15 protein-coding genes are annotated in these 19974 nt (G+C 66.6%); 9 read left to right on the plus strand and 6 right to left on the minus strand.

Features of this window, described 5'->3' with window-relative positions:
- The first annotated feature begins 73 nt into the window (after window positions 1-73).
- The 4 genes from PQU89_RS16500 (at window position 74) to PQU89_RS16515 (ending at window position 3709) form a co-directional block, all read left to right on the plus strand.
- Window positions 74-541, plus strand: coding sequence for a DUF4124 domain-containing protein (locus PQU89_RS16500; protein WP_272766745.1), 468 nt, complete (start codon window positions 74-76; stop codon window positions 539-541).
- A 120-nt stretch (window positions 542-661) separates the two neighbouring features.
- Window positions 662-1726 (plus strand): nitrogen regulation protein NR(II), encoded by a 1065-nt coding sequence (glnL, locus tag PQU89_RS16505; protein WP_255908677.1) that lies wholly within the window; start codon window positions 662-664, stop codon window positions 1724-1726.
- 22 nt (window positions 1727-1748) lie between these two features.
- Entirely contained in the window at window positions 1749-3200 is a 1452-nt protein-coding gene (ntrC, locus tag PQU89_RS16510; RefSeq protein WP_373322824.1) for a nitrogen regulation protein NR(I), read from the plus strand.
- Window positions 3197-3709 (plus strand): GNAT family N-acetyltransferase, encoded by a 513-nt coding sequence (locus tag PQU89_RS16515; protein ID WP_272766746.1) that lies wholly within the window; start codon window positions 3197-3199, stop codon window positions 3707-3709. Before ntrC ends, PQU89_RS16515 begins: the two co-directional genes overlap by 4 nt.
- 71 nt (window positions 3710-3780) lie before the next feature.
- On the opposite strand, the gene PQU89_RS16520 is transcribed toward PQU89_RS16515, so the two are convergent.
- A complete protein-coding gene (locus PQU89_RS16520) occupies window positions 3781-4626 on the minus strand; it encodes a universal stress protein (protein ID WP_272766747.1) in 846 nt (281 codons plus the stop codon).
- A gap of 218 nt (window positions 4627-4844) precedes the next feature.
- Between PQU89_RS16520 and PQU89_RS16525 the strand changes: the two genes are divergently transcribed.
- Window positions 4845-7529, plus strand: a complete 2685-nt coding sequence (locus PQU89_RS16525; protein WP_272766748.1) for a cation-transporting P-type ATPase — start codon at window positions 4845-4847, stop codon at window positions 7527-7529.
- A 67-nt stretch (window positions 7530-7596) separates the two neighbouring features.
- On the opposite strand, the gene PQU89_RS16530 is transcribed toward PQU89_RS16525, so the two are convergent.
- On the minus strand, window positions 7597-8523 hold the full coding sequence (locus PQU89_RS16530; protein ID WP_272766749.1) for a LysR family transcriptional regulator: 927 nt from the start codon (window positions 8521-8523) through the stop codon (window positions 7597-7599).
- A gap of 97 nt (window positions 8524-8620) precedes the next feature.
- Here PQU89_RS16530 and metE point away from each other — a divergent pair, with 97 nt between their 5' ends.
- Window positions 8621-10906, plus strand: coding sequence for a 5-methyltetrahydropteroyltriglutamate--homocysteine S-methyltransferase (gene metE / locus PQU89_RS16535; RefSeq protein WP_272766750.1), 2286 nt, complete (start codon window positions 8621-8623; stop codon window positions 10904-10906).
- 6 nt (window positions 10907-10912) lie between these two features.
- On the opposite strand, the gene PQU89_RS16540 is transcribed toward metE, so the two are convergent.
- The 4 genes from PQU89_RS16540 to PQU89_RS16555 form a co-directional block, all read right to left on the minus strand.
- On the minus strand, window positions 10913-12130 hold the full coding sequence (locus PQU89_RS16540; protein ID WP_272766751.1) for a diphosphate--fructose-6-phosphate 1-phosphotransferase: 1218 nt from the start codon (window positions 12128-12130) through the stop codon (window positions 10913-10915).
- 146 nt (window positions 12131-12276) lie between these two features.
- Complete coding sequence (parE, locus tag PQU89_RS16545) at window positions 12277-14244, minus strand: DNA topoisomerase IV subunit B (RefSeq protein ID WP_272766752.1); 1968 nt, start codon at window positions 14242-14244, stop codon at window positions 12277-12279.
- A gap of 13 nt (window positions 14245-14257) precedes the next feature.
- Window positions 14258-14869: a DUF2238 domain-containing protein gene (locus PQU89_RS16550; protein WP_502654466.1), complete on the minus strand. Its 612-nt coding sequence runs from the start codon at window positions 14867-14869 to the stop codon at window positions 14258-14260.
- Between the two features lie 15 nt (window positions 14870-14884).
- Window positions 14885-15424, minus strand: coding sequence for an RNA pyrophosphohydrolase (locus tag PQU89_RS16555; RefSeq protein WP_047968362.1), 540 nt, complete (start codon window positions 15422-15424; stop codon window positions 14885-14887).
- A 316-nt stretch (window positions 15425-15740) separates the two neighbouring features.
- On the opposite strand from PQU89_RS16555, the gene PQU89_RS16560 reads away from it, so the two are divergent.
- The 3 genes from PQU89_RS16560 to pssA all read left to right on the plus strand — a co-directional run bounded on the left by PQU89_RS16560 (window position 15741) and on the right by pssA (window position 19690).
- Window positions 15741-17033, plus strand: coding sequence for a glutamine synthetase family protein (locus PQU89_RS16560; RefSeq protein WP_272766754.1), 1293 nt, complete (start codon window positions 15741-15743; stop codon window positions 17031-17033).
- Window positions 17034-17164: 131 nt separating this feature from the next.
- A complete protein-coding gene (locus PQU89_RS16565) occupies window positions 17165-18262 on the plus strand; it encodes a polyamine ABC transporter substrate-binding protein (protein ID WP_272766755.1) in 1098 nt (365 codons plus the stop codon).
- 87 nt (window positions 18263-18349) lie between these two features.
- On the plus strand, window positions 18350-19690 hold the full coding sequence (pssA, locus tag PQU89_RS16570) for a CDP-diacylglycerol--serine O-phosphatidyltransferase (protein WP_272766756.1): 1341 nt from the start codon (window positions 18350-18352) through the stop codon (window positions 19688-19690).
- Window positions 19691-19974 lie beyond the last annotated feature (284 nt).

Below are 19974 nucleotides of genomic sequence, written 5' to 3' on the forward strand. Positions count from 1 at the left end.
ATGCGCCGGCGCGCTGACGCGACGCGCAACTTTCACTATCATCGGCGCTGGTCCGTTCTTCCCTGGTAATGCCATGCTGCGCCCGCTTCTCGCTTCCCTGCTGCTGTGCAGCGCTGCCACGACGGCCAGCGCCGCCACCATCTACAAACACGTCGACAAGGATGGCCACGTCACCTTCACCAACGTGCCGATGCGCGGCGCGCGCGCGGTGCTGGTCACTCCTGCCGCCGACGAAGCGCCACCGGCGCCGCCCCGCGCCAGCAGCCCGCGTCCGGCCAGTGCCGCCGCCCCGGCGCACATTCCATCGGTGGACAGCGGCACCCAGCGCCAGCGCGACGCAGGCCGCCGCCGCATCCTGCAGACCGAGCTCGACAACGAGCAGCGCGCGCTGGGCGAGGCGCGGCAAAGCCTGCAGGACGCCGGCAAAAAAGCCGGCGCCACGCCTGCCCAACTTCAGCGCCTGCGCGATGCGGTCACCGACCGCGAGCGCAATATCGCGGCACTGAAGCAGGAGCTGGGCAACGCCGGCGACGGCAACTAGCACCAAAGCGACACGAACGCACCAAAACAGGGCAAACTATTCTGCATTGCGGTCGCCAGAGCGCGCCCATCCGGGCTTGTTTCTTGCTAAAGCCAGTACAAGCAATGTGGAATGCCCACCATGACCTACCAAAACTATCCCCAGCAGTACGCCGGTCTGGAATTGCTGGAAACGCCGGTGATGATCGTCGAGCGCAACGGCCAGCTGCTGTTCGCCAACCCGGCCTGCGAAAGCCTGCTCAAGGTTGGCCGCAAGGAGCTGCAAAAGCACTCGCTGTACGCGCTATTCCATGACGCGCGCGCGCTGAAGAACGCGGTGCAGATGGCGCTGGATCATGCCGGCAGCTATATCGAGCACGATCTGGAGCTGATGCCGGAAGGCGACATCCCGTTGCACATCGGCCTTACCGTCACCCCGATCGACAGCCCGCCACGGCTGGCACTGGTCGAGCTGCGCCCGATCGACCAGCAGCTGCGCATCGCCAACGAGGAACGGCTGCTGCTGCAGCAACAGGCCAATCGCGAGCTGATCCGCAACCTGGCGCACGAAATCAAGAACCCGCTCGGCGGCATCCGCGGCGCGGCGCAGCTGCTGGAACACGAGATCGCCGACCGCCCCGAGCTGCTGGAGTACACCGGCGTGATCCGCGAGGAGGCGCTGCGGCTGCAGCACCTGGTCGACCGCCTGCTGGCGCCGCACCGCCGCCACATCGCCAGCGACGTCAACATCCACGAAGTACTGGAACGGGTACGCAGCATCCTGCTGGCCGAGTACCCGCAGGGGCTGACGGTACGCCGCGACTACGACGTCAGCCTGCCGATGCTGGCCGCCGACAAGGAGCAGCTGATCCAGGTGGTGCTCAATATCGCCAAGAACGCGGTGCAGGCGATGAAGGGCAGCGGCGAGATCATCCTGCGCACCCGCGTCGCGCGCCAGGTCACCCTCGCCCGCAAGCGCCACAACCTGGCACTGAAATTGCAAGTCATCGACAACGGCCCCGGCATTCCCGACGACATCCGCGACCACGTGTTCTACCCGCTGGTCACCGGCCGCGCCGAGGGCACCGGCCTAGGCCTGACGCTGGCGCAGACTTTCGTACACCAGCACGGCGGCACCATCGAATTCGAATCCCGTCCGGGCAACACCTGCTTTACGGTACTGATGCCATTCGGCCCGGACCAATAAAACTACTTCAAGGCGAACAAGCATGATGCAAGCGGTCTGGATCATTGACGACGACAAGGCGATTCGCTGGGTACTGGAAAAGTCGCTGGCGCGCAGCGGTATCGCCTACCAGAGCTTCTCCAGCGCGGACGACGCGCTCAACGCGCTGTACGACGCCACCCCCAGCGTGATCATCAGCGACATTCGCATGCCGGGCACCGACGGCCTGAAATTCCTCGGCAAGGTGAAGCAGGAGCATCCGGCGTTGCCGGTGATCATCATGACCGCGCACTCCGATCTCGACTCGGCGGTGGCGGCATTCCAGGGCGGCGCCTTCGAATACCTGCCCAAGCCCTTCGACGTCGACCAGGCGGTGGCGCTGATCGAGCGCGCGCTGGCGGAAAGCCGCAGCAGCGAGGCGGCCAGCGAGGACGCCGAGGCGATGCCGGCGCTGCTGGGCCAGGCGCCGGCGATGCAGGACGTGTTCCGTGCCATCGGCCGCTTGTCGCAATCCAGCGTCACGGTGCTGATCACCGGTGAATCCGGCACCGGCAAGGAACGCGTCGCCGAGGCGCTGCACCGCCACTCGGTGCGCTCGGCCAAGCCGTTCATCGCGCTCAATACCGCGGCGATTCCGAAGGACCTGCTGGAGTCGGAACTGTTCGGCCACGAGAAAGGCGCCTTCACCGGCGCGCTGGGCACCCGCCGCGGCCGTTTCGAAGAAGCGGAAGGCGGCACCCTGTTCCTGGACGAGATCGGCGACATGCCGACCGAGCTGCAGACACGGCTCTTGCGCGTGCTGTCCGACGGCCACTTCTACCGCGTCGGCGGCCACACCCCGATCAAGGCCAATGTGCGCGTGATCGCCGCCACCCACCAGCACCTGGAAGAGCGCGTCAAGCTCGGCCAGTTCCGCGAAGACCTGTTCCACCGCCTCAACGTGATCCGCCTGCGCCTGCCGCCGCTACGCGAGCGCAGCGAGGACATCCCGCTGCTGGTGCGCCACTTCCTGGCGCGCAGTGCGGCCAACCTTGGCGTGGAGCCGAAGCGGCTCTCCGAAGCGGCGATGGCGCTGGTGCAGCACTACGCCTTCCCCGGCAACGTGCGCCAGCTGGAAAACCTGTGCCAGTGGATCACGGTGATGGCACCGGGACAGTCGGTGGAGATGCAGGACCTGCCGCCGGAATTCCGCCCCGAACTGATCGCCGGCAGCGGCGGCGCCATCGAGCTGCCGCTCGCCGCCGACGGCAGCGGCGTACTGCCGCAGCTGGCCGGCGACTGGACCATGCTGCTGGCGCGCGAGGTGGCGCAAAGGTTGGCGGCCGGCGAATCCGGCATCATCGACGACCTCACCGCCCGCTTCGAAAGCACCTGCATCAAGAGCGGCCTCGCCCACACCGGCGGGCGCAAGGTGGAAGCGGCCAACCTGCTGGGCTGGGGTCGCAACACGCTGACGCGCAAGATCCAGGAACTGGGGCTGGAACACGGCGAATGATCATCCGTGAATGGCTGGCCGGCGAAACAGCGGACCCGGCACAACTGGCTGGGCTGCTGCTAAGTTGCGTGCAGGACGGCGCTTCCATCGGCTTTCTTTCGTCGCTCCATCACACCGAAGCCGAGGATTACTGGCAGGCCCTTGCGGCCAACCTTGGGGTGGAATTGCGCTGCTGGCTGGCCATCAGCGAGGGACGCATCATCGGTAGCGTACAGCTTGCGTCCTGTGGCAAGGCCAATGGCCGCCACCGTGCCGAAATCCAGAAGCTGATGGTGCACCCGGACGCTCGCGGCCAGGGAGTGGCAGCGAAACTGATGCAGCAGGCGGAGGCGGCCGCCCGAGCCGATGGCCGGCTGCTGCTGGTACTGGATACCGATGCCGGCTCGCTGGCGGCACGACTCTACCCGCGCTGGGGTTGGCAGCACGCCGGCGACATCCCCGGCTATGCCGCAAGCCCGGATGGCCACCTGCACGCCACCCGCTATTTCTACAAGCAATTGACCAGCTGACACGCCATCAGCAAAAACAATGCGGCCAACCTCAAGGTTGGCCGCATTGTCATCCAGCGTGCGCCGTCGGCTTAATGGAACATCAGCAGCGGCACGTGGCAGTGCTTCATCAGCGTACGGGTGGTGGAGCCGAACAGACGCTCCTTCCAGCTGTTGTGACCGAAGGCACCCATCACCAGCAGCGCGGCACCCTGGCTGTCGGCGGCGGCGATCAGGGTCTGCGACGTGGAGCCGCGCGCGGTCAGTGCCACCGGCTCCGCCGGCAGGCCGTGGCCGGCGAGATAGGCGGCGCCTTCGCAGGCCAGACGCTCGGCTTCCTGCGGATCGGTGTGGTTGGCGATCACCTTGCGCGGCAGGTCATGCGCGAGGCCGAGGAACACGAACTGCTGCAGCGCACGGGCGGCACACGGGCTGCCGTCGTAGGCCAGCACCACGCAACGCGGGTGTGCGGGGACCACGGTATCGGCCGAGAACAGCAGCATCGGCCGCGCCGGGTTTAGCAGGTAGTTTTCCAGCCAGCGGCTGTCGTGCGGCCGCTCGCTCTCGCCGAGGTGACTGTCGGTGGACACCACCAGCAGGTCGTGCAGCGGCGCGTGCCTGACCAGCTCGTCTTCCGGGTGGCCGTCCTCGGCCAGCACGCTGGCCAGTGCCACATCCAGTTCGCCGGCCTGCGCGCGCATGTTGTCGAGCAGGGTGCGGGCGTTGTCCAGCCAGCGCTGCTCCATGCTGGCGTCGCGCGCCACGCGATAGGCGAACGCCCCAGGCGGCATCGCCTCGCCTTCCAGCAGCGGGGCGCCGTCGATCAGCGCCAGCGCCGTCAGCGCGCACTGGTGCTGTTTGGCCAGCTGCAGCGCATAGTCTCGCGCCAGCAGCGCGCTGTCGCCGCTGTCCAGCACCAACAGAATTTTCTTCATCATCACCGCATTCCTCTTATTCGATACGCCGGCCACGGCTGGCGTTAACATGCCATCAGCAAACAGCATGCCCAAGCGGGCAGATCATCGCACCGACGCCGCTTGCTGCGGAAAGTTTTGCGGCAATCTTTGCGATCCATCAAAACATGTCCCAGCATGGAAACCATGCACCGGCTGCGCCACTCTACACTGCGTGCAGTTCACTCAAGGATAGCCTGCCCATGAAGCCTGCAACACCCGCCCCGCACTGGCACGCAGAAGACACCGCCCAGGTGATGCAGCACTGGCAAAGCAGCGACGACGGCCTCAGCCAGCACGTCGCGGCGGAACGGCTGCAACGCTACGGCCGCAACAGCCTGCCGCAGCCGGCGGCAAAGAGCCCGTGGCTGCGCTTTGTGCTGCAATTCCACAACCTGCTGATCTACGTGCTGCTCGCCGCCGCGCTGGGCACCCTGCTGCTGGCCGACTACGTCGACAGCGCGGTGATCTTCGGCGTGGTGCTGATCAATGCCGTGATCGGCACCATCCAGGAAGGGCGCGCCGAAAGCGCGCTGGCGGCGATCCGCAACATGCTGGCGCTGCAGGCGACGGTTATCCGCGACGGCGAGCGCCACGATGTCGACGCCAGCACGCTGGTGCCCGGCGACATCGTGCTACTGCAAAGCGGCGACAAGGTGCCGGCCGACCTGCGCCTGCTCGACGGCCGCTCGCTGCGCCTCGACGAGGCGGCGCTGACCGGCGAATCGCTGCCGGTGAGCAAGGATTTTGCCGCGCTGCCGGCGGCGACACCGCTGGCCGAACGCCGCAACATGGCCTACGCCGGCACCCTGGTCAGCTTCGGCCAGGCGCGCGGGCTGGTGATCGCCACCGGCCGCGACACCGAGCTGGGCCGCATCAATGCGATGCTCGACCAGGTCGGCGACAACGTCACGCCGCTGATGCGGCAGCTGGACCAGTTCGCGCGCTGGCTGACCGGTGCCACGCTGCTGGTGGCCAGCGTCACCCTGCTGCTGGGCGTGTACTGGCGCGGCCACAGCTGGCCGGACATGTTCATGGCCGGCGTCGGGCTGGCGGTGGCGGCGATTCCGGAAGGCCTGCCCGCCATCGTTACCATCACGCTGGCGATCGGCGTCGAGCGCATGGCGCGCCAGCGCGCCATCATGCGCAAGCTGCCGGCGGTGGAGACGCTGGGCGCGGTGACGGTGATCTGCTCCGACAAGACCGGCACCCTGACCTGCAACGAGATGACCGCCGGCCGCATCGTCACCCGCGACCGCCAGCTGCGCGTCAGCGGCGTCGGCTACGCGCCGGAAGGCGGCCTGTTCCACGGCGACACGCCGCTGCACTACGGCCAGCACGCCCCGCTCGACGCGCTGCTGCGCGCCGCGGCGCTGTGTAACGACGCCAGCCTGCAGCACGTCGCCGGCCAGTGGCAGCTCAGCGGCGACCCGACCGAGGGCGCGCTGCTGACGCTGGCGCACAAGGCGCAGCTGCCGCTGGCCAGCCTGCAGCACAGCCTGCCGCGGCAGGACGCGATCCCGTTCGAATCGGAACACCGCTTCATGGCCACCCTGCACCACGACCACGACGGCCACCGCCTGATCCTGCTCAAGGGCGCGCCGGAGGTGCTGCTGGCGCGCGCCAGCCACCAGCAGCAGGAGCACGGCCACACCGACCTCGAACTGGCGTTCTGGCAACAGCAGGCGCAAGCCTTGGCCGGCAACGGCTACCGCGTACTGGCCATCGCCGAACGCCACCAGGCGCACTGCAGCAGCGAGCTGGACTTTACCGACACCGAGGACCAGCTGCTGCTGCTCGGCCTGGTCGGCATGATCGACCCGCCGCGCGAGGAAGCGGCGCGCGCGGTGGCGCTGTGCCAGAGCGCCGGCATCCGCATCAAGATGATCACCGGCGACCACGCCGGCACCGCCGCCGCCATCGGCGGCCGCCTCGGCATCGGCGACGGGCTGCGCGCGCTGAGCGGCAGCGATATCGATATGCTGGACGACGCGGCACTGGCGCTGGCAGTGCGCGACATCGACGTGTTCGCCCGCGCCAGCCCGGAACACAAGCTGCGCCTGATCGCCGCGCTGAAACACAACGGCGAGGTGGTGGCAATGACCGGCGACGGCGTCAACGACGCGCCGGCGCTGAAACAGGCCGACGTCGGCGTCGCCATGGGCGGCAAGGGTACCGAGGCGGCCAAGGAGGCGGCGGAGATGGTGATCACCGACGACAATTTCGCCACCCTGGCGCTGGCGGTGCGCGAGGGCCGCACCGTGTACGACAACCTGAAGAAGGCGATCCTGTTCATCCTGCCCACCAACGTCGGCCAGGCGGCCATCATCATCGCCGCCATCCTGTTCGGCGTGGCGCTGCCGATCAGCCCGGTGCAGATCCTGTGGGTGAACATGGTGTCGGCGGTGACGTTGGCGCTGGCCTTCGCCTTCGAGCCGACCGAGCACGGCGTGATGCGGCGCCCACCGCGGCCACCGCAGGCCGGGCTGATCGACGCGCTGTTCGTGTGGCGGCTGGCCTTCGTCGGCGCGCTGATGGTGGCGCTGCCGTTCGCGCTGTACCTGTGGGCGCTGGACGGCGGCCACTCGCAGGCGCTGGCCAGCACGCTGGCGGTGAATAGCATGGTGGCGATCGAGATCGCCTACCTGTTCAACAGTCGCCACCAGCACACCAGCGCGCTGACGCTGCGCGTGCTGGGTGGCAACCGCATCGCGCTGTGGTGCGTGGCCATCCTGATCGTGCTGCAGCTGGCGTTCAGCTACCTGCCGTGGCTGCACACCCTGTTCGGCACCGCGTCGCCTTCGCTCACGCACTGGGGGCTGATCGCGGCCAGCGGCGTGCTCGCCTTCCTGCTGATCGAGGTAGAAAAGGCGCTACTGCGGCGTTAACTAGCTAACGCCTTGCGGCCAACCTTGCGCGACTGGCGCAAGGTTGGCCGCAAGCATGCCAGTCATGTCAATCCAGCACGCTCAGCCCCGGCAGCGTGGCGAAGCTCTGCTCGCGCACCGTGGCGAGGAAGTCGTGCATATAGGCCAGGCTGGCGTCGTCGCTGCGCAGCGCGGCGTACAGCTCGCTGTGCAGGCCGGCCTCGCCGATGCGTGCGGCGCTGACGTAGCCGCGCTCCAGATACGGCTTCACCGCCCAGAACGGCAGCGCCGCCACGCCGCGGCGGCTGGCCACCAGCTGGATGATGGCGATGGTCAGCTCCGAGGTGCGCCGCGCCGGGTTGATGCCGGCCGGCTTCAGCACCTTGCGCACCAGGTCCAGCATCGCGTCCGGCACCGGGTAGCTGATCAGCGTCTCGGCGGCAAAATCTTCGGCGTGCCACACCTTCTGCACCGCCAGCGGGTGATCGTGGGCTGCGATGGCCACCATCTCGTAGCCGAACAGCGGCTGGTGCACCACACCGGGATGCGCCTCCGCCTCCGACACGATGGCCAGATCGGCACGCCCGGTCAGCAGCAGGCCCACCGGATCGGTATGGAAGCCGGACACGATGTCCAGCTCCACCGCCGGCCAGTGCTGGCGGAAGCTGTCCATCGCCGGCATCAGCCAGTCGAAGCAGGTATGGCACTCCACCGCGATGCGCAGCTCGCCGGCCTCGCCCTCGCGCAGCCGCGCCAGATCGCGCTCGGCAGCGCTGATGCGGGCGTGCACCTCGCGCGCCAGCAGCAGCAGGCGCTCGCCGGCCGGCGTCAGCCGCAGCGGCTGCGTCTTGCGCTCGAACAGGCTGAGGCCATAGTGCTCCTCCAGCGCCTTGATCTGGTGCGACAGCGCCGATTGCGTCAGGAACACCCGTTTCGCCGCCTGCGACACGCTGCCGGTGTCGGCCAGCGCCAGCAGTGTCTTCAGGTGGCGTAGTTCCAGCAGGCTCTGGTTCATGAATCAGCCTCATGTGAAGTAGCAAAAGAATGAATTTGTCTCATACCAATGATTATCGCATGATCGATGCACAAATTTCATACAGAAAGACACCAACATGAGCACTATTCATCTTGCCGGTTTCCCCCGCATCGGCGCCAAGCGCGAACTGAAATTCCTGGTCGAGAAGTTCTGGAAAAACGAAATCGACGACGCCGCGCTGCAGGTCGGCGCGCGCGAACTGCGCCAGAAGCACTGGCTGCTGCAAAAAGGCGCCGGCCTCGACATCAGCCCGGTTGGCGACTTCTCGCTGTACGACCACGTGCTCGACGCGCAGGTGCTGGTCGGCGCCATCCCTCGCCGCTTCGGCTTCGACGCGGCCCAGCTGTCCAGCGCCGAGTATTTCCAGCTGGCACGCGGCAACAGCAGCCAGCACGCCATCGAGATGACCAAGTGGTTCGACAGCAACTACCACTACCTGGTCCCGGAGTGGCACGCCGACACCGCCTTTGCGGCCAACCCGGCACCGCTGCTGGCGCAGATCGCCGAGGCGCAGGCGCTGGGCATCAAGGCCAAGCCGGTGCTGATCGGGCCGCTGACCCTGCTGTGGCTGGGCAAGTGCAAGGGCGCCGCCTTCGACCGGCTGACGCTGCTGCCGGCGCTGCTGCAAACCTATCAGGACCTGCTCGCGGCCCTCAATGCCGCAAAAGTAGACTGGGTTCAGCTGGACGAGCCTATCCTGGCGCTGGACCTGCCGGCCGAGTGGCTGGCGGCGTTCGCCCCTGCCTACGCCGAGCTGGCCGCCAGCCCGCTGCAGCTGCTGCTGGCCACCTACTTCGGCGACGTCTCCGCCCACGCGGAATGGCTGAAGGCGCTGCCGGTGGCCGGCCTGCACCTGGACCTGGTGCGCGCGCCGCAGCAGCTGGCGGCGTTCAGCCAAGGTTGGCCGCAAGACAAGGTACTGTCCGCCGGTGTCATCGACGGCCGTAATATCTGGCGCGCCGATCTGGACGCCGTGCTGCAGCAGGCCGAGGCCTTGCACGCGCAGCTAGGCGAGCGGCTGTGGCTGGCGCCGAGCTGCTCGCTGCTGCACAGCCCGTTCGATCTGGCGCAGGAAAGCCAGCTCGACGTCGACCTGAAGAGCTGGCTGGCGTTCGCGGTGCAGAAACTGAACGAACTGAAGCTGCTCAAGCGCGGCCTGCAGCAGGGGCGTGCCAGCATCGAGAACGAGCTGGCGGCCAGCAACTACGCCCGCGAGCAGCGTCGCAGCAGCCCGCGCATCCACCGCGCCGAGGTGGCGCAAAGGTTGGCCGCATTGCCAGAAGGCAGCGACCGCCGCGCCAGCCCGTTCGCGCAGCGCGCACCGTTGCAGCACGCCTGGCTGAAACTGCCGCTGCTGCCGACCACCACCATCGGCTCCTTCCCGCAGACCAGCGAGATCCGCGCCGCGCGCGCCGCGTTCAAGCGTGGCGAACTCGATGCCGCCAACTATGAGGCGGCGATGAAGGCCGAGATCGAGCTGGTGATCCGCAAGCAGGAGCAGCTCGACATCGACGTTCTGGTGCACGGCGAGGCGGAGCGCAACGACATGGTGGAATACTTCGGCGAGCAGCTGGCCGGCTTCGCCTTCACCGAGTACGGCTGGGTGCAGAGCTACGGCAGCCGCTGCGTGAAGCCGCCCGTCATCTACGGCGACGTGGCGCGGCCAACGCCGATGACGGTGCGCTGGGCGGTGTACGCGCAGAGCCTGTCGCCACGCCCGGTGAAGGGCATGCTCACCGGCCCGGTCACCATCCTGCAGTGGAGCTTCGTGCGCAACGACCTGCCGCGCAGCGCGGTGTGCCGCCAGATCGCGCTGGCGATCAACGACGAGGTGCTGGACCTGGAAAACGCCGGCATCAAGGTGATCCAGATCGACGAGCCGGCGGTGCGCGAGGGTCTGCCGCTCAAGCGCGGCGACTGGGATGCGTATCTAGCCTGGGCCGGCGAGGCGTTCCGCCTGTCCTGCGCCGGCGTCGACGACAGCACCCAGATCCACACCCACATGTGCTACTCGGAATTCGGCGACATCCTGCCGGCGATCGCCGCGCTCGACGCCGACGTGATCACCATCGAGACCTCGCGCTCGGACATGGAATTGCTGCGCGACTTCGGCAGCTTCCAGTACCCGAACGAGATCGGCCCCGGCGTGTACGACATCCACAGCCCGCGCCTCCCCACCGAGGCGGAGCTGGACAAGCTGCTGACCAAGGCGCTGCAGGTGATCCCGGCCGAACGGCTGTGGGTGAACCCGGACTGCGGCCTGAAAACACGCGGCTGGCCGGAAACCGAGGCCGCGTTGCAGGCGATGGTGAACGTCACCAAGCGCCTGCGCGCCAGGCTGGGTGCCACGCAGACCGCCTGACTGGTGTCAGGGCAATAACGGCGGCCACGTCGGACGGCGCAGGTCCGGCAGACCGTCGGCAAAGGCCAGCGGCCGCTCGCCCTGCAGCAGCGGCCGCAAATACGCTTCAAACGCCGGCGTCACCGACAGGCCGTCGGCGGCGATATAGTCCGCCGGCAGCGCGCGCTCGCGGTTGGCGACCGCCGCCAGCGGCAGCGGCTGCACTTGCCAGTCGATGCCGGCAGCGCCCTGCTGCCGCTGCAGCGCGAGCATCACCCCGCCCTGCCCGGCCAGCGCCGTCGCCACCGCCTGTTGCCCCAAGCGATAAGCCTGCTGCGCATCGACCGCCGACACCAGATGCCGCGCCGCACGCTGCAGGCAGTCCACCAGTGCCACGTGCGCCTTCACCCCCAGTTGCTGTTGTAACCGTTGCGCCAGCCACATGCCGGCACCGCCGAGGTGCTCGTGGCCGTACACCGCATCGGCGTGCAGCTGCGCCACGAAACGGCCGTCGGCGTGGCGTAGCCCTTCCGACACCGCGATCACGCAGCAGCCGCTGGCCGCCAGCCGTTGCCGTACCGCCGCCAGCAGCCGCGCCTCGTCAAACGCCACCTCCGGCAGCAACAGCAGCGGCGGCGCCTCGCCCGGCAAGGCCGCCAGCGCGCAGGCCGCGGTCAGCCAGCCGACGTGGCGGCCCATGGTCTCCATGATGAACACCCGCTGCTGCGCCATGCTCAGCACATCCAGCGTCACCTCGCGTAGGCTGCTGGCCAGATACTTCGCCGCCGACGGGAAGCCGGGGCTGAAATCGGTGCCCTCCAGATCGTTGTCGATGGTCTTGGGGATGCCGACCACCTGCAGCGACAGCGCGAAACGCTCGCCCAGCTGTTGCAGCAGTCGCGCCGTCTCCATCGAGCCGTTGCCGCCGTTGAGCAGCAGATGGCCGATGTCGAAGCGGCGCAGCACCTCGGCCAGCTGTTGCCAGCCGGCGGCATCGTCATCGAACGGCGCCAGGATGTCGCGGCTGCTGCCGAACGCGGCGCCCGGCAGGCTGCCGAGCGCCGCGATGTCGGCGGCGCTGGCGGCATCCAGATCCAGCAAGCGCCCGGCACGCAGGCCGGCAAGACCGTCGGCGGCGGCGCACACCGCCACGCCGTGCGCACGGGCGGCCTCGATCACGCCCTGGGCGGAGCTGTTGAGCACGGCGGTGGGGCCGCCGGACTGCAGGTAGAGCAGACGGGACATGATGCTTCTCGTGGTGGCTATAGCTGAATTGTAGCCAGCCCTGTCGCCGCCGGTAGCACGAAGCCGCCGCTGTACAAGGTTGGCCGCAACAAAAAGGCCGCAAGCCCGGACGGGATTGCGGCCAACCTTGCAGCGCCGAATGCGGCTCAGATGTCGGCTTCGACCTCGTTGCCCTTGGCTTCCATCCAGCTGCGGCGGCTGGAGGCCTCGCCCTTGCCCATCAGCATCACGAACATGTCGCGCGTTTCGGCAAAGGCGCCGGCGCGCACCCGCACCCGCGACAGGCGACGGGTATCCGGGTTCATGGTGGTGTCCTTCAGCTGTTCCGGGTTCATCTCACCCAGACCCTTGAAGCGCGAGATGCTCCACGCGTTTTCCTTCACCCCCTCGCTGCGCAGGCGGTCGAGGATGGCGGTCATCTCGCCTTCGTCCAGCGCGTACAGCTTGCGCGGTGGACGGTTCTTGCCCTGGCCGGGCACGTCGACGCGGAACAGCGGCGGCTGCGCGATGTAGATGTTGCCGTTGTCGATCAGGCGCGGGAAGTGGCGGAAGAACAGCGTCAGCAACAGCACCTGGATGTGCGAGCCGTCGACGTCGGCGTCGGACAGGATGGCGATCTTGCCGTAGCGCAGGCCGGACAGGTCCGGGGTATCGTCGACGCCGTGCGGATCGACGCCGATGGCCACCGCCATGTCGTGGATCTCGGCGTTGGAGAACAGCTGGTCGCGGTCGGTCTCCCAGCTGTTGAGCACCTTGCCGCGCAGCGGCAGGATGGCCTGGTATTCTTTGTCGCGCGCCAGCTTGGCCGAGCCGCCGGCGGAGTCGCCCTCCACCAGGAACAGCTCGTTGCGCTCGATGTCCTCGCTCTCGCAGTCGGTGAGCTTGCCTGGCAGCACCGCCACGCCGGAGCCTTTCTTCTTTTCCACCTTCTTCACCGACTTCAGGCGGCTCTGCGCTTGGCGGATGGCCAGCTCGGCGATCTTCTTGCCGGCTTCCACGTGCTGGTTCAGCCACAGTTCCACCGGGTCGCGCGCAAGGCCGGAGATCAGCTTCAGCGCGTCGCGGCTGGTGAGCTTGTCCTTGGTCTGGCCTTGGAACTGCGGGTCCAGCACCCGGGCGGACAGCACGAAGCGCACGCGGCTCCACACGTCCTCGGCCATGATTTTCACGCCGCGCGGCAGCAGGTTGTGGTGGTCGATGAAGCTCTTCACCGCCTCGAACACGCCGGCACGCAGGCCGGCCTCGTGGGTGCCGCCGGACGGGGTCGGGATCAAGTTGACGTAGCTTTCGCCGCTGGCGCCGTCCTCGAACCAGGCCATCGCCCACTGCACACCCTCGCCACGGGCGAACTGCTCGTGGTCGTCACCGATGAAGGCCTCGCTGGCGAACAGCGGCGCCACCGGCTCGTCGCCGTTGCACAGCTCGGCGAGGTAGCTTTTCAGGCCTTCCGGGTATTGCCACACCTTGACCTCGTCGCCACCCGGGCGCTCCACCGTCAGCGTCACCGCCACGCCGGGCAGCAGCACCGCCTTGGCGCGCAGCAGGCGCTCCAGCTCCGCCAGCGAGTAGCGCGGGCTCTCGAAATACTTGCCGTCCGGCCACACCCGCACGCGGGTGCCGCTGGTGCGCGGGCCGCAGTCGCCGACGCGTGCCAGCGGCTCGATCACGTCGCCACCGGCGAACACCAGGCGGTGCACGCCGCCCTCGCGCTTGACCTCGACTTCCAGCCGGGTCGACAGCGCGTTGGTCACCGACACGCCGACGCCGTGCAGGCCGCCGGAGAAGGCGTAGGCGCCGCCGTCCTTCTTGTTGAACTTGCCGCCGGCGTGCAGGCGGGTGAACACCAGTTCCACCACCGGCACGCCTTCCTGCGGGTGCAGGCCGACCGGGATGCCGCGGCCGTCGTCCTCCACGCTCAGCGAGCCGTCCTGGTGCACGGTGACCGCGATCTTGCGCGCAAAGCCGCCCAGCGCCTCGTCGGCGGCATTGTCGATCACTTCCTGGCAGATGTGGGTGGGGTCGGTGGTACGGGTGTACATGCCGGGCCGTTCTTTGACCGGCTCCAGCCCCTTGAGTACCCGGACCGAGGATTCGTCGTAATTCTGTTGCGTCATGGTGTTACCGGATTCAGTCACGCGTCGCCAGCAGCGCCGCCAGTTGTTGATTGTGTCGCCGCGTCAGCAGCGCTTGCGCCAGCACGGCGCCGCACAGGGCCAGGAACATGTCCCACTGCGTATCCCACGGGTCGCCCTGGGTAGCGAGAAAGGCATCGGCACCGGCGCCCAGTGCCAGCGCCGCCCACCATTCGATCAGCTCGTACAGCGCGGAGAAGGCCAGGCAGAAGCAGGTGGCGAGAAAGGCCAGCCAGCCGCCGCGCAATGGCGTCCTGCGGCTGAGTACCTCGCGCGCCAGCAACGCCGGGAAGAAACCCTGCGCGATATGGCCGATGCGGTCGTAGTGGTTGCGGCTGAAGTCGAAGGCATCCTGCAACCAGAAGCCGAGCGGAGTTTCGGCATAGGTGTAGTGCGCGCCGACCAGCAGCACCACCGCGTGCAGAGCCATCGCCCATGCGGCCAACCTTGTCCACGGAAAACGAGGCCACAGCAGCCAGACCAGCGGCAGGCCGACCACCGCCGGCAGCGCTTCCATCCACCACACCGCGACATCGGCCGGCTGCCATGCCGACCAGGCAGCAACAACGGCCACGCCTGCAAATGCAGTGCGTGGCCGCGAAGGCATCGGATTGCTCAAGGATTAGCTCCCGTCCGGTTGCCGGTGCCGGCTGCCGGCCACCCGCCCCAGATATTCGCCACGGCTTTCCACGCCCTTGATGAAGCGCATCAGCTCGGTGAGCGCGCGCTCGTACACGTCGCGCTTGAATTCGATCACGTTGTCGATCGGTTCCCAGTAGTCGCTCCAGCGCCAGCCGTCGAACTCCGGATGGTTGGTGGCGCGCAGGCACACGTCGCAATCGCGGCCGGTGAGCCGCAACAGGAACCAGATCTGCTTCTGGCCGCGATAGCTGCCGCGCCACTCGCGGCGCACCCAGTTGGTGGGCACGTCGTAGCGCAACCAGTCGCGGGTACGCCCCAGAATCTTGACGTGCTGCGGCAACAGGCCGACTTCTTCTTCCAGTTCACGATACATGGCGGCCTCCGGGCTTTCGCCCGGCTTGATGCCGCCCTGTGGAAACTGCCACGAATGCTCGCGCACGCGCTTGCCCCAGAACACCTCGTTATGATGATTGACGAGGATGATTCCGACATTGGGGCGGTATCCGTCCCGGTCCAGCATGACAAAACCTGCAATATCGTTAGTTGACCAGATTTTTGCACATTTTGCCGGTAGCCGCCATGAGCAAGGTGTGGCGCCGGCGCTCATCGTAGGCGGCCATCGTTAAATAAAATTGACGTTTTTGCGATTTTTAGGTTAAAAAAATAGACACACGACCCGCCGCCCGGAGTCCACGATGCCCTATTGCTGCACCACGCCCGTTGCCACCAGCCAGATCCGGCTGCCGCTGGGCGTCTTTGAGCAGCCGCTCAGTACCTACGGCCGCCCGCGCTGAATTGTCCGTCTCCCGACAACTCACGCAGCAAAGGTATCTGACATGTCCGATCTGCAGCAATGGCTGAGCGCCCAGCGCGTCAGCCACATCGAATGCCTGTTTCCCGATCTCAACGGCCAGGCGCGCGGCAAACTCATTCCCTGCCACAGCTATCTCGACAGCGCCGAACAGCGCTTCCCGCAGGTCAGCCTGATCCAGACCCTGGACGGCGATCCACAACAGCAGCTGGTCGCCGACAGCGACCCCGACATGCGCCTGCGCGCCGACCCGCACACCCTGTGCCTGAAACCGGACAGCGGCAACGGCCAGCGCATCGCGCAGCTGATCCACGACTGTGTCGACGCCGATGGCGAGCCGATCCCGTTCGCACCGCGCAACGTGCTGCAGCGCGTGCTGGCCGCCTACCGGCAGCGCGGCTGGCAGCCGGTGGTCGCACCCGAGATCGAGTTCTACCTGCTCGCCGCCGACGGCCAGCCGCTCGGTGCCACGCGCCAGCCGTACAGCGTGGACCACGCGCCGGCCCACGCCGCCTTCTTTGCCGAGCTGGAGCAGCTGTGCGCGCAGCAGCACATCGCCAGCGACACCATGCTCGGCGAAGTCGGCAATGGCCAGTTCGAGATCAATCTGCAGCACGGCGACGCGCTGGCGCTGGCCGACCAGGTATTCCTGTTCAAGCGCAGTGCCAAAACGTTGGCCGCACGCCACGGCCTGCTGGCCACCTTCATGGCCAAGCCGTTCGCCGACGACGCCGGCAGCGCGATGCACATCCACCAGAGCCTGGTCGATGCCCACGGCCACAACCTGTTCAGCCAGCCGGACGGCAGCGCCGCGCCGCGCTTCTGGCACTACCTCGGCGGCCTGCAGCACTACCTGCCAGCGGCGATGCTGCTGCTGGCGGCCAACCCCAACGCCTACCGCCGGCTGTGCCCGCACAGCGCGGCGCCGATCAATGTCGAGTGGGGCATCGACAACCGCAGCTGTGGCCTGCGCGTACCAGACAGCAGCCCGGCGGCGCGGCGCGTGGAAAACCGCCTGCCCGGCATGGACTGCAATCCCTACCTCGCCATTGCCGCCACGCTGGCCTGCGGCTTGCTTGGCATGGAGCAGGCCATTGCGCCCGGCGCACCACTGTCCGGCAGTGCCTACGGCATGGCGGCCACCCTGCCCGCCAGCCTGCCGCAGGCGATCAGCGCCCTGCGCGACGAAGCGCCCCTGCACCCGCTGCTGCATCCGCAGTTCGTCGCCAGCTTTTGTGCGCTGAAAGAGGTTGAATGGCAGACATTCGCGCGTACCATTACACCATGGGAACGCCAGCAGTTACTGCAGCAGGCCTGAGCCGGCAGCCGTGTGTCACGGCTTGCCTGCCGGCCGGCGGCGGGGGTTTAATAAGCACTGGTTTTAAGTAGCGTTTTGCAGTCAAAATAACGTGTTCGATTACCTGAACCGCATCGCCAGGAGAAACTTGAATGAAACGATTTGCCCGCACCCTGCTTCTGGGCGCCATCAGCGCCGCCTATGCCGGTAGCGCCGTCGCTGCCAGCAACGAACTGAACATCTACAACTGGTCGGATTACATCGCGGAAAGCACCATCCCCGGCTTCCAGAAGGCAAGCGGCGTCAAGGTCCGTTACGACGTCTACGACAGTAACGAAATCCTGCAGGCCAAGATGCTGACCGGCAAATCCGGCTACGACATCGTCGTGCCGTCCAACACCTTCCTCGCCAAGCAAATCCAGGCCAACCTGTACCTGCCGCTGGACAAGAGCAAACTGCCGAACTACAAAGATCTGGACCCGGAGCTGATGAAGCTGATGACCAAGTTCGATCCGGGCAACAAGTTCGCGGTACCGTACTTCTGGGGCATCAACACCATCGGCATCAACACCGACCGCGCCACCAAGGCTCTGGGCGGCAAGCTGCCGGCCAACCAGTGGGACATGCTGTTCAAGCCTGAACACGCGGCCAAGCTGAAAAGCTGTGGCGTGAGCATGCTCGACTCCCCGGCGGAAGTGTTCCCGATCGTGCTGCACTACATGGGCAAGGACCCGGCCAGCAAGAACGAAGCCGACTACCGCGCCGCGGCCGATTTGCTGAAAACCATCCGTCCGCACGTGACCCGCTTCTCCTCCTCCGGCTACATCAATGAACTGTCCGGCGGCTCGCTGTGCCTGGTACTGGGCTACGGCGGTGACATCAACATTGCCCGTACCCGCGCCGTGGAAGTGAAGAGCGGCGTCAAGGTGCAGGCGCTGGTGCCGAAAGAAGGCGTCGGCATCTGGATCGACAGCATGGTGATCCCGAAAGACGCCAAGAACGCCGACAATGCCTACAAGTTCATCAACTACAGCCTGGACGCCAAGGTGGCTGCAGCCAACGCCAATGCCGTGACCTACGCGCCGGGCAGCCTGCCGGCACGCAAGTTCATCGACAAGGCCAACCTGGCCAACCCGTCGATCTTCCCGAGCAAGGAAGTGATGGCCAAGAGCTTCGTGATGCTGCCGATGGATCCGAAAATCCAGCGCCTGACCACCCGCCTGTGGCAGGAATTCAAGACCCGCAAATAAGCGCCACGCAAGCAAAAAGGCCGGAACATTCCGGCCTTTTTTCATTCACAATGGCAACAGTAACCTTCACGGACACCACTCGCCAGCATGCCGCTTTTTTCCTCCCGCCGTCCGGCCCCCGCCGGCAACGGCTTTGCCGTTGATGCGGCCAACATCCATGTGCTGCACGACGCCAAGAGCTTTCACCAACAACTGCTGCAGCAGATTGCGCAGGCGCAGCAGCGTATCCACCTGTGCAGCCTGTACCTGCAGCACGACGAAGGTGGCGAATCCATCCTGCTGGCACTGCATCAGGCCAAGCAGCAACGGCCGCAGCTGGACATCCGCGTCTTTGTCGATTTTCACCGTGCGCGGCGCGGCCTGATCGGCGCTGGCAAGCAAGCCGGCAATGCGCAATGGTACCAGGAGCTCAGCACCCGTTTCGGTCGCGAGCAGGTGCCCGTCTACGGCGTGCCGGTACAGACGCGGGAGCTGTTCGGCGTGCTGCACCTGAAGGGCTTCGTGATTGACGACTGGCTGATTTACAGCGGCGCCAGCCTCAACAACGTCTATCTGCATGTCGGCGAGCGCTATCGCTTCGACCGTTACCACCTGATCCAGGATCGTAATCTGGCCGACAGCTTTTCGCATTACCTGTGCCAGCAGCTGCTGCCATCCCCCGGCGTGCAACGCCTGGATGTGGCCGGCCTACCGCGCCCCGGCAATGATGACATCAAGTCACTGCGGCAACGACTGGCCGGCTACGACTACCTGCCAGCACCGGCAGCAGCCGGAAACGGCCGCATCAGCGTCACGCCGCTGAGCGGCGTCGGCAAGGACAACCGCTTCAACCAGCGCATCGAACAGCTGCTGAGCAGCGCCCAGAGCCGCATCACCCTGTGCACCCCCTACTTCAATCCGCCGAAAAGCATTCTGCGCATTCTGCAAAAACAGATCAGGAATGGCCTGCAGGTCGAGATCATCGTCGGCGACAAGACCGCCAACGACTTCTACATCCCGCCCAGCGAGCCATTCCGCGTCATTTCGGCGCTGCCTTACCTGTACGAGAGCAACCTGCGCCGCTTTGCCAAACGCAACCAGAATGCGATGGCACAGGGCAGGCTGCAGCTGCGCCTGTGGCAGCACGAACACAACAGCTACCACCTGAAGGGCATCTGGGTCGATGAGGCCTGGCAGCTGGTCACCGGTAACAACCTCAATCCGCGCGCCTTCCGCCTCGACCTCGAAAACGGCCTGCTGCTGCATGATCCCGCCGGCCAGCTACGGCAGCAAACCGCCGCAGAGCTCGACAACATCCGCCGTCACAGCAGGCTGCTGCAACACTATCGGCAGCTGGAAACGCTGCGCGACTATCCGGCCGCAGTCAAAACCCTGCTCGGTCGCCTCAAACGCATCCGCCTCGACCGCCTGCTCAACCGGCTGCTGTAGGCGTTCTGGCTGGCCGCCTAGCCACGGCGAGGTGGAAAGCATGGCGGCTCAGGAGAGTAGAAAGACAGCTCGCGGTTAATCTGGTCTCGCTAAATCGATGCCAGCAGCCAGGTAAGCAGATACCCCCTGCCCCAAGCGGGAGCATGACGGCCCCCAGCGTGGCAGTCAGGTAAAGCTTCAACCGGATGGGAGGTGTGGCCACAAGGTTGGCCGCAGCAGGCACGAGAGGCTTCAGGACAGGAGGATTGCACGACAGCAGCAAGACCTGCTACGTTGGCCGCCCA

The sequence above is a fragment of the Vogesella indigofera genome, from assembly GCF_028548395.1.
In the GTDB taxonomy this organism is placed as follows: Bacteria; Pseudomonadota; Gammaproteobacteria; order Burkholderiales; family Chromobacteriaceae; genus Vogesella; species Vogesella indigofera_A.

Coding starts and splice junctions, on each gene's coding strand:
- PQU89_RS16555 (WP_047968362.1), bottom strand. CDS start 15,424: ATGCTGGACCGGGACGGATACCGCCCCAATGTCGGAATCATCCTCGTC.
- PQU89_RS16515 (WP_272766746.1), top strand. CDS start 3,197: ATGATCATCCGTGAATGGCTGGCCGGCGAAACAGCGGACCCGGCACAA.
- PQU89_RS16560 (WP_272766754.1), top strand. CDS start 15,741: ATGTCCGATCTGCAGCAATGGCTGAGCGCCCAGCGCGTCAGCCACATC.
- metE (WP_272766750.1), top strand. CDS start 8,621: ATGAGCACTATTCATCTTGCCGGTTTCCCCCGCATCGGCGCCAAGCGC.
- PQU89_RS16540 (WP_272766751.1), bottom strand. CDS start 12,130: ATGTCCCGTCTGCTCTACCTGCAGTCCGGCGGCCCCACCGCCGTGCTC.
- pssA (WP_272766756.1), top strand. CDS start 18,350: ATGCCGCTTTTTTCCTCCCGCCGTCCGGCCCCCGCCGGCAACGGCTTT.
- PQU89_RS16565 (WP_272766755.1), top strand. CDS start 17,165: ATGAAACGATTTGCCCGCACCCTGCTTCTGGGCGCCATCAGCGCCGCC.
- PQU89_RS16530 (WP_272766749.1), bottom strand. CDS start 8,523: ATGAACCAGAGCCTGCTGGAACTACGCCACCTGAAGACACTGCTGGCG.
- PQU89_RS16550 (WP_502654466.1), bottom strand. CDS start 14,869: ATGCCTTCGCGGCCACGCACTGCATTTGCAGGCGTGGCCGTTGTTGCT.
- glnL (WP_255908677.1), top strand. CDS start 662: ATGACCTACCAAAACTATCCCCAGCAGTACGCCGGTCTGGAATTGCTG.
- PQU89_RS16520 (WP_272766747.1), bottom strand. CDS start 4,626: ATGATGAAGAAAATTCTGTTGGTGCTGGACAGCGGCGACAGCGCGCTG.
- PQU89_RS16525 (WP_272766748.1), top strand. CDS start 4,845: ATGAAGCCTGCAACACCCGCCCCGCACTGGCACGCAGAAGACACCGCC.
- PQU89_RS16500 (WP_272766745.1), top strand. CDS start 74: ATGCTGCGCCCGCTTCTCGCTTCCCTGCTGCTGTGCAGCGCTGCCACG.
- parE (WP_272766752.1), bottom strand. CDS start 14,244: ATGACGCAACAGAATTACGACGAATCCTCGGTCCGGGTACTCAAGGGG.
- ntrC (WP_373322824.1), top strand. CDS start 1,749: ATGATGCAAGCGGTCTGGATCATTGACGACGACAAGGCGATTCGCTGG.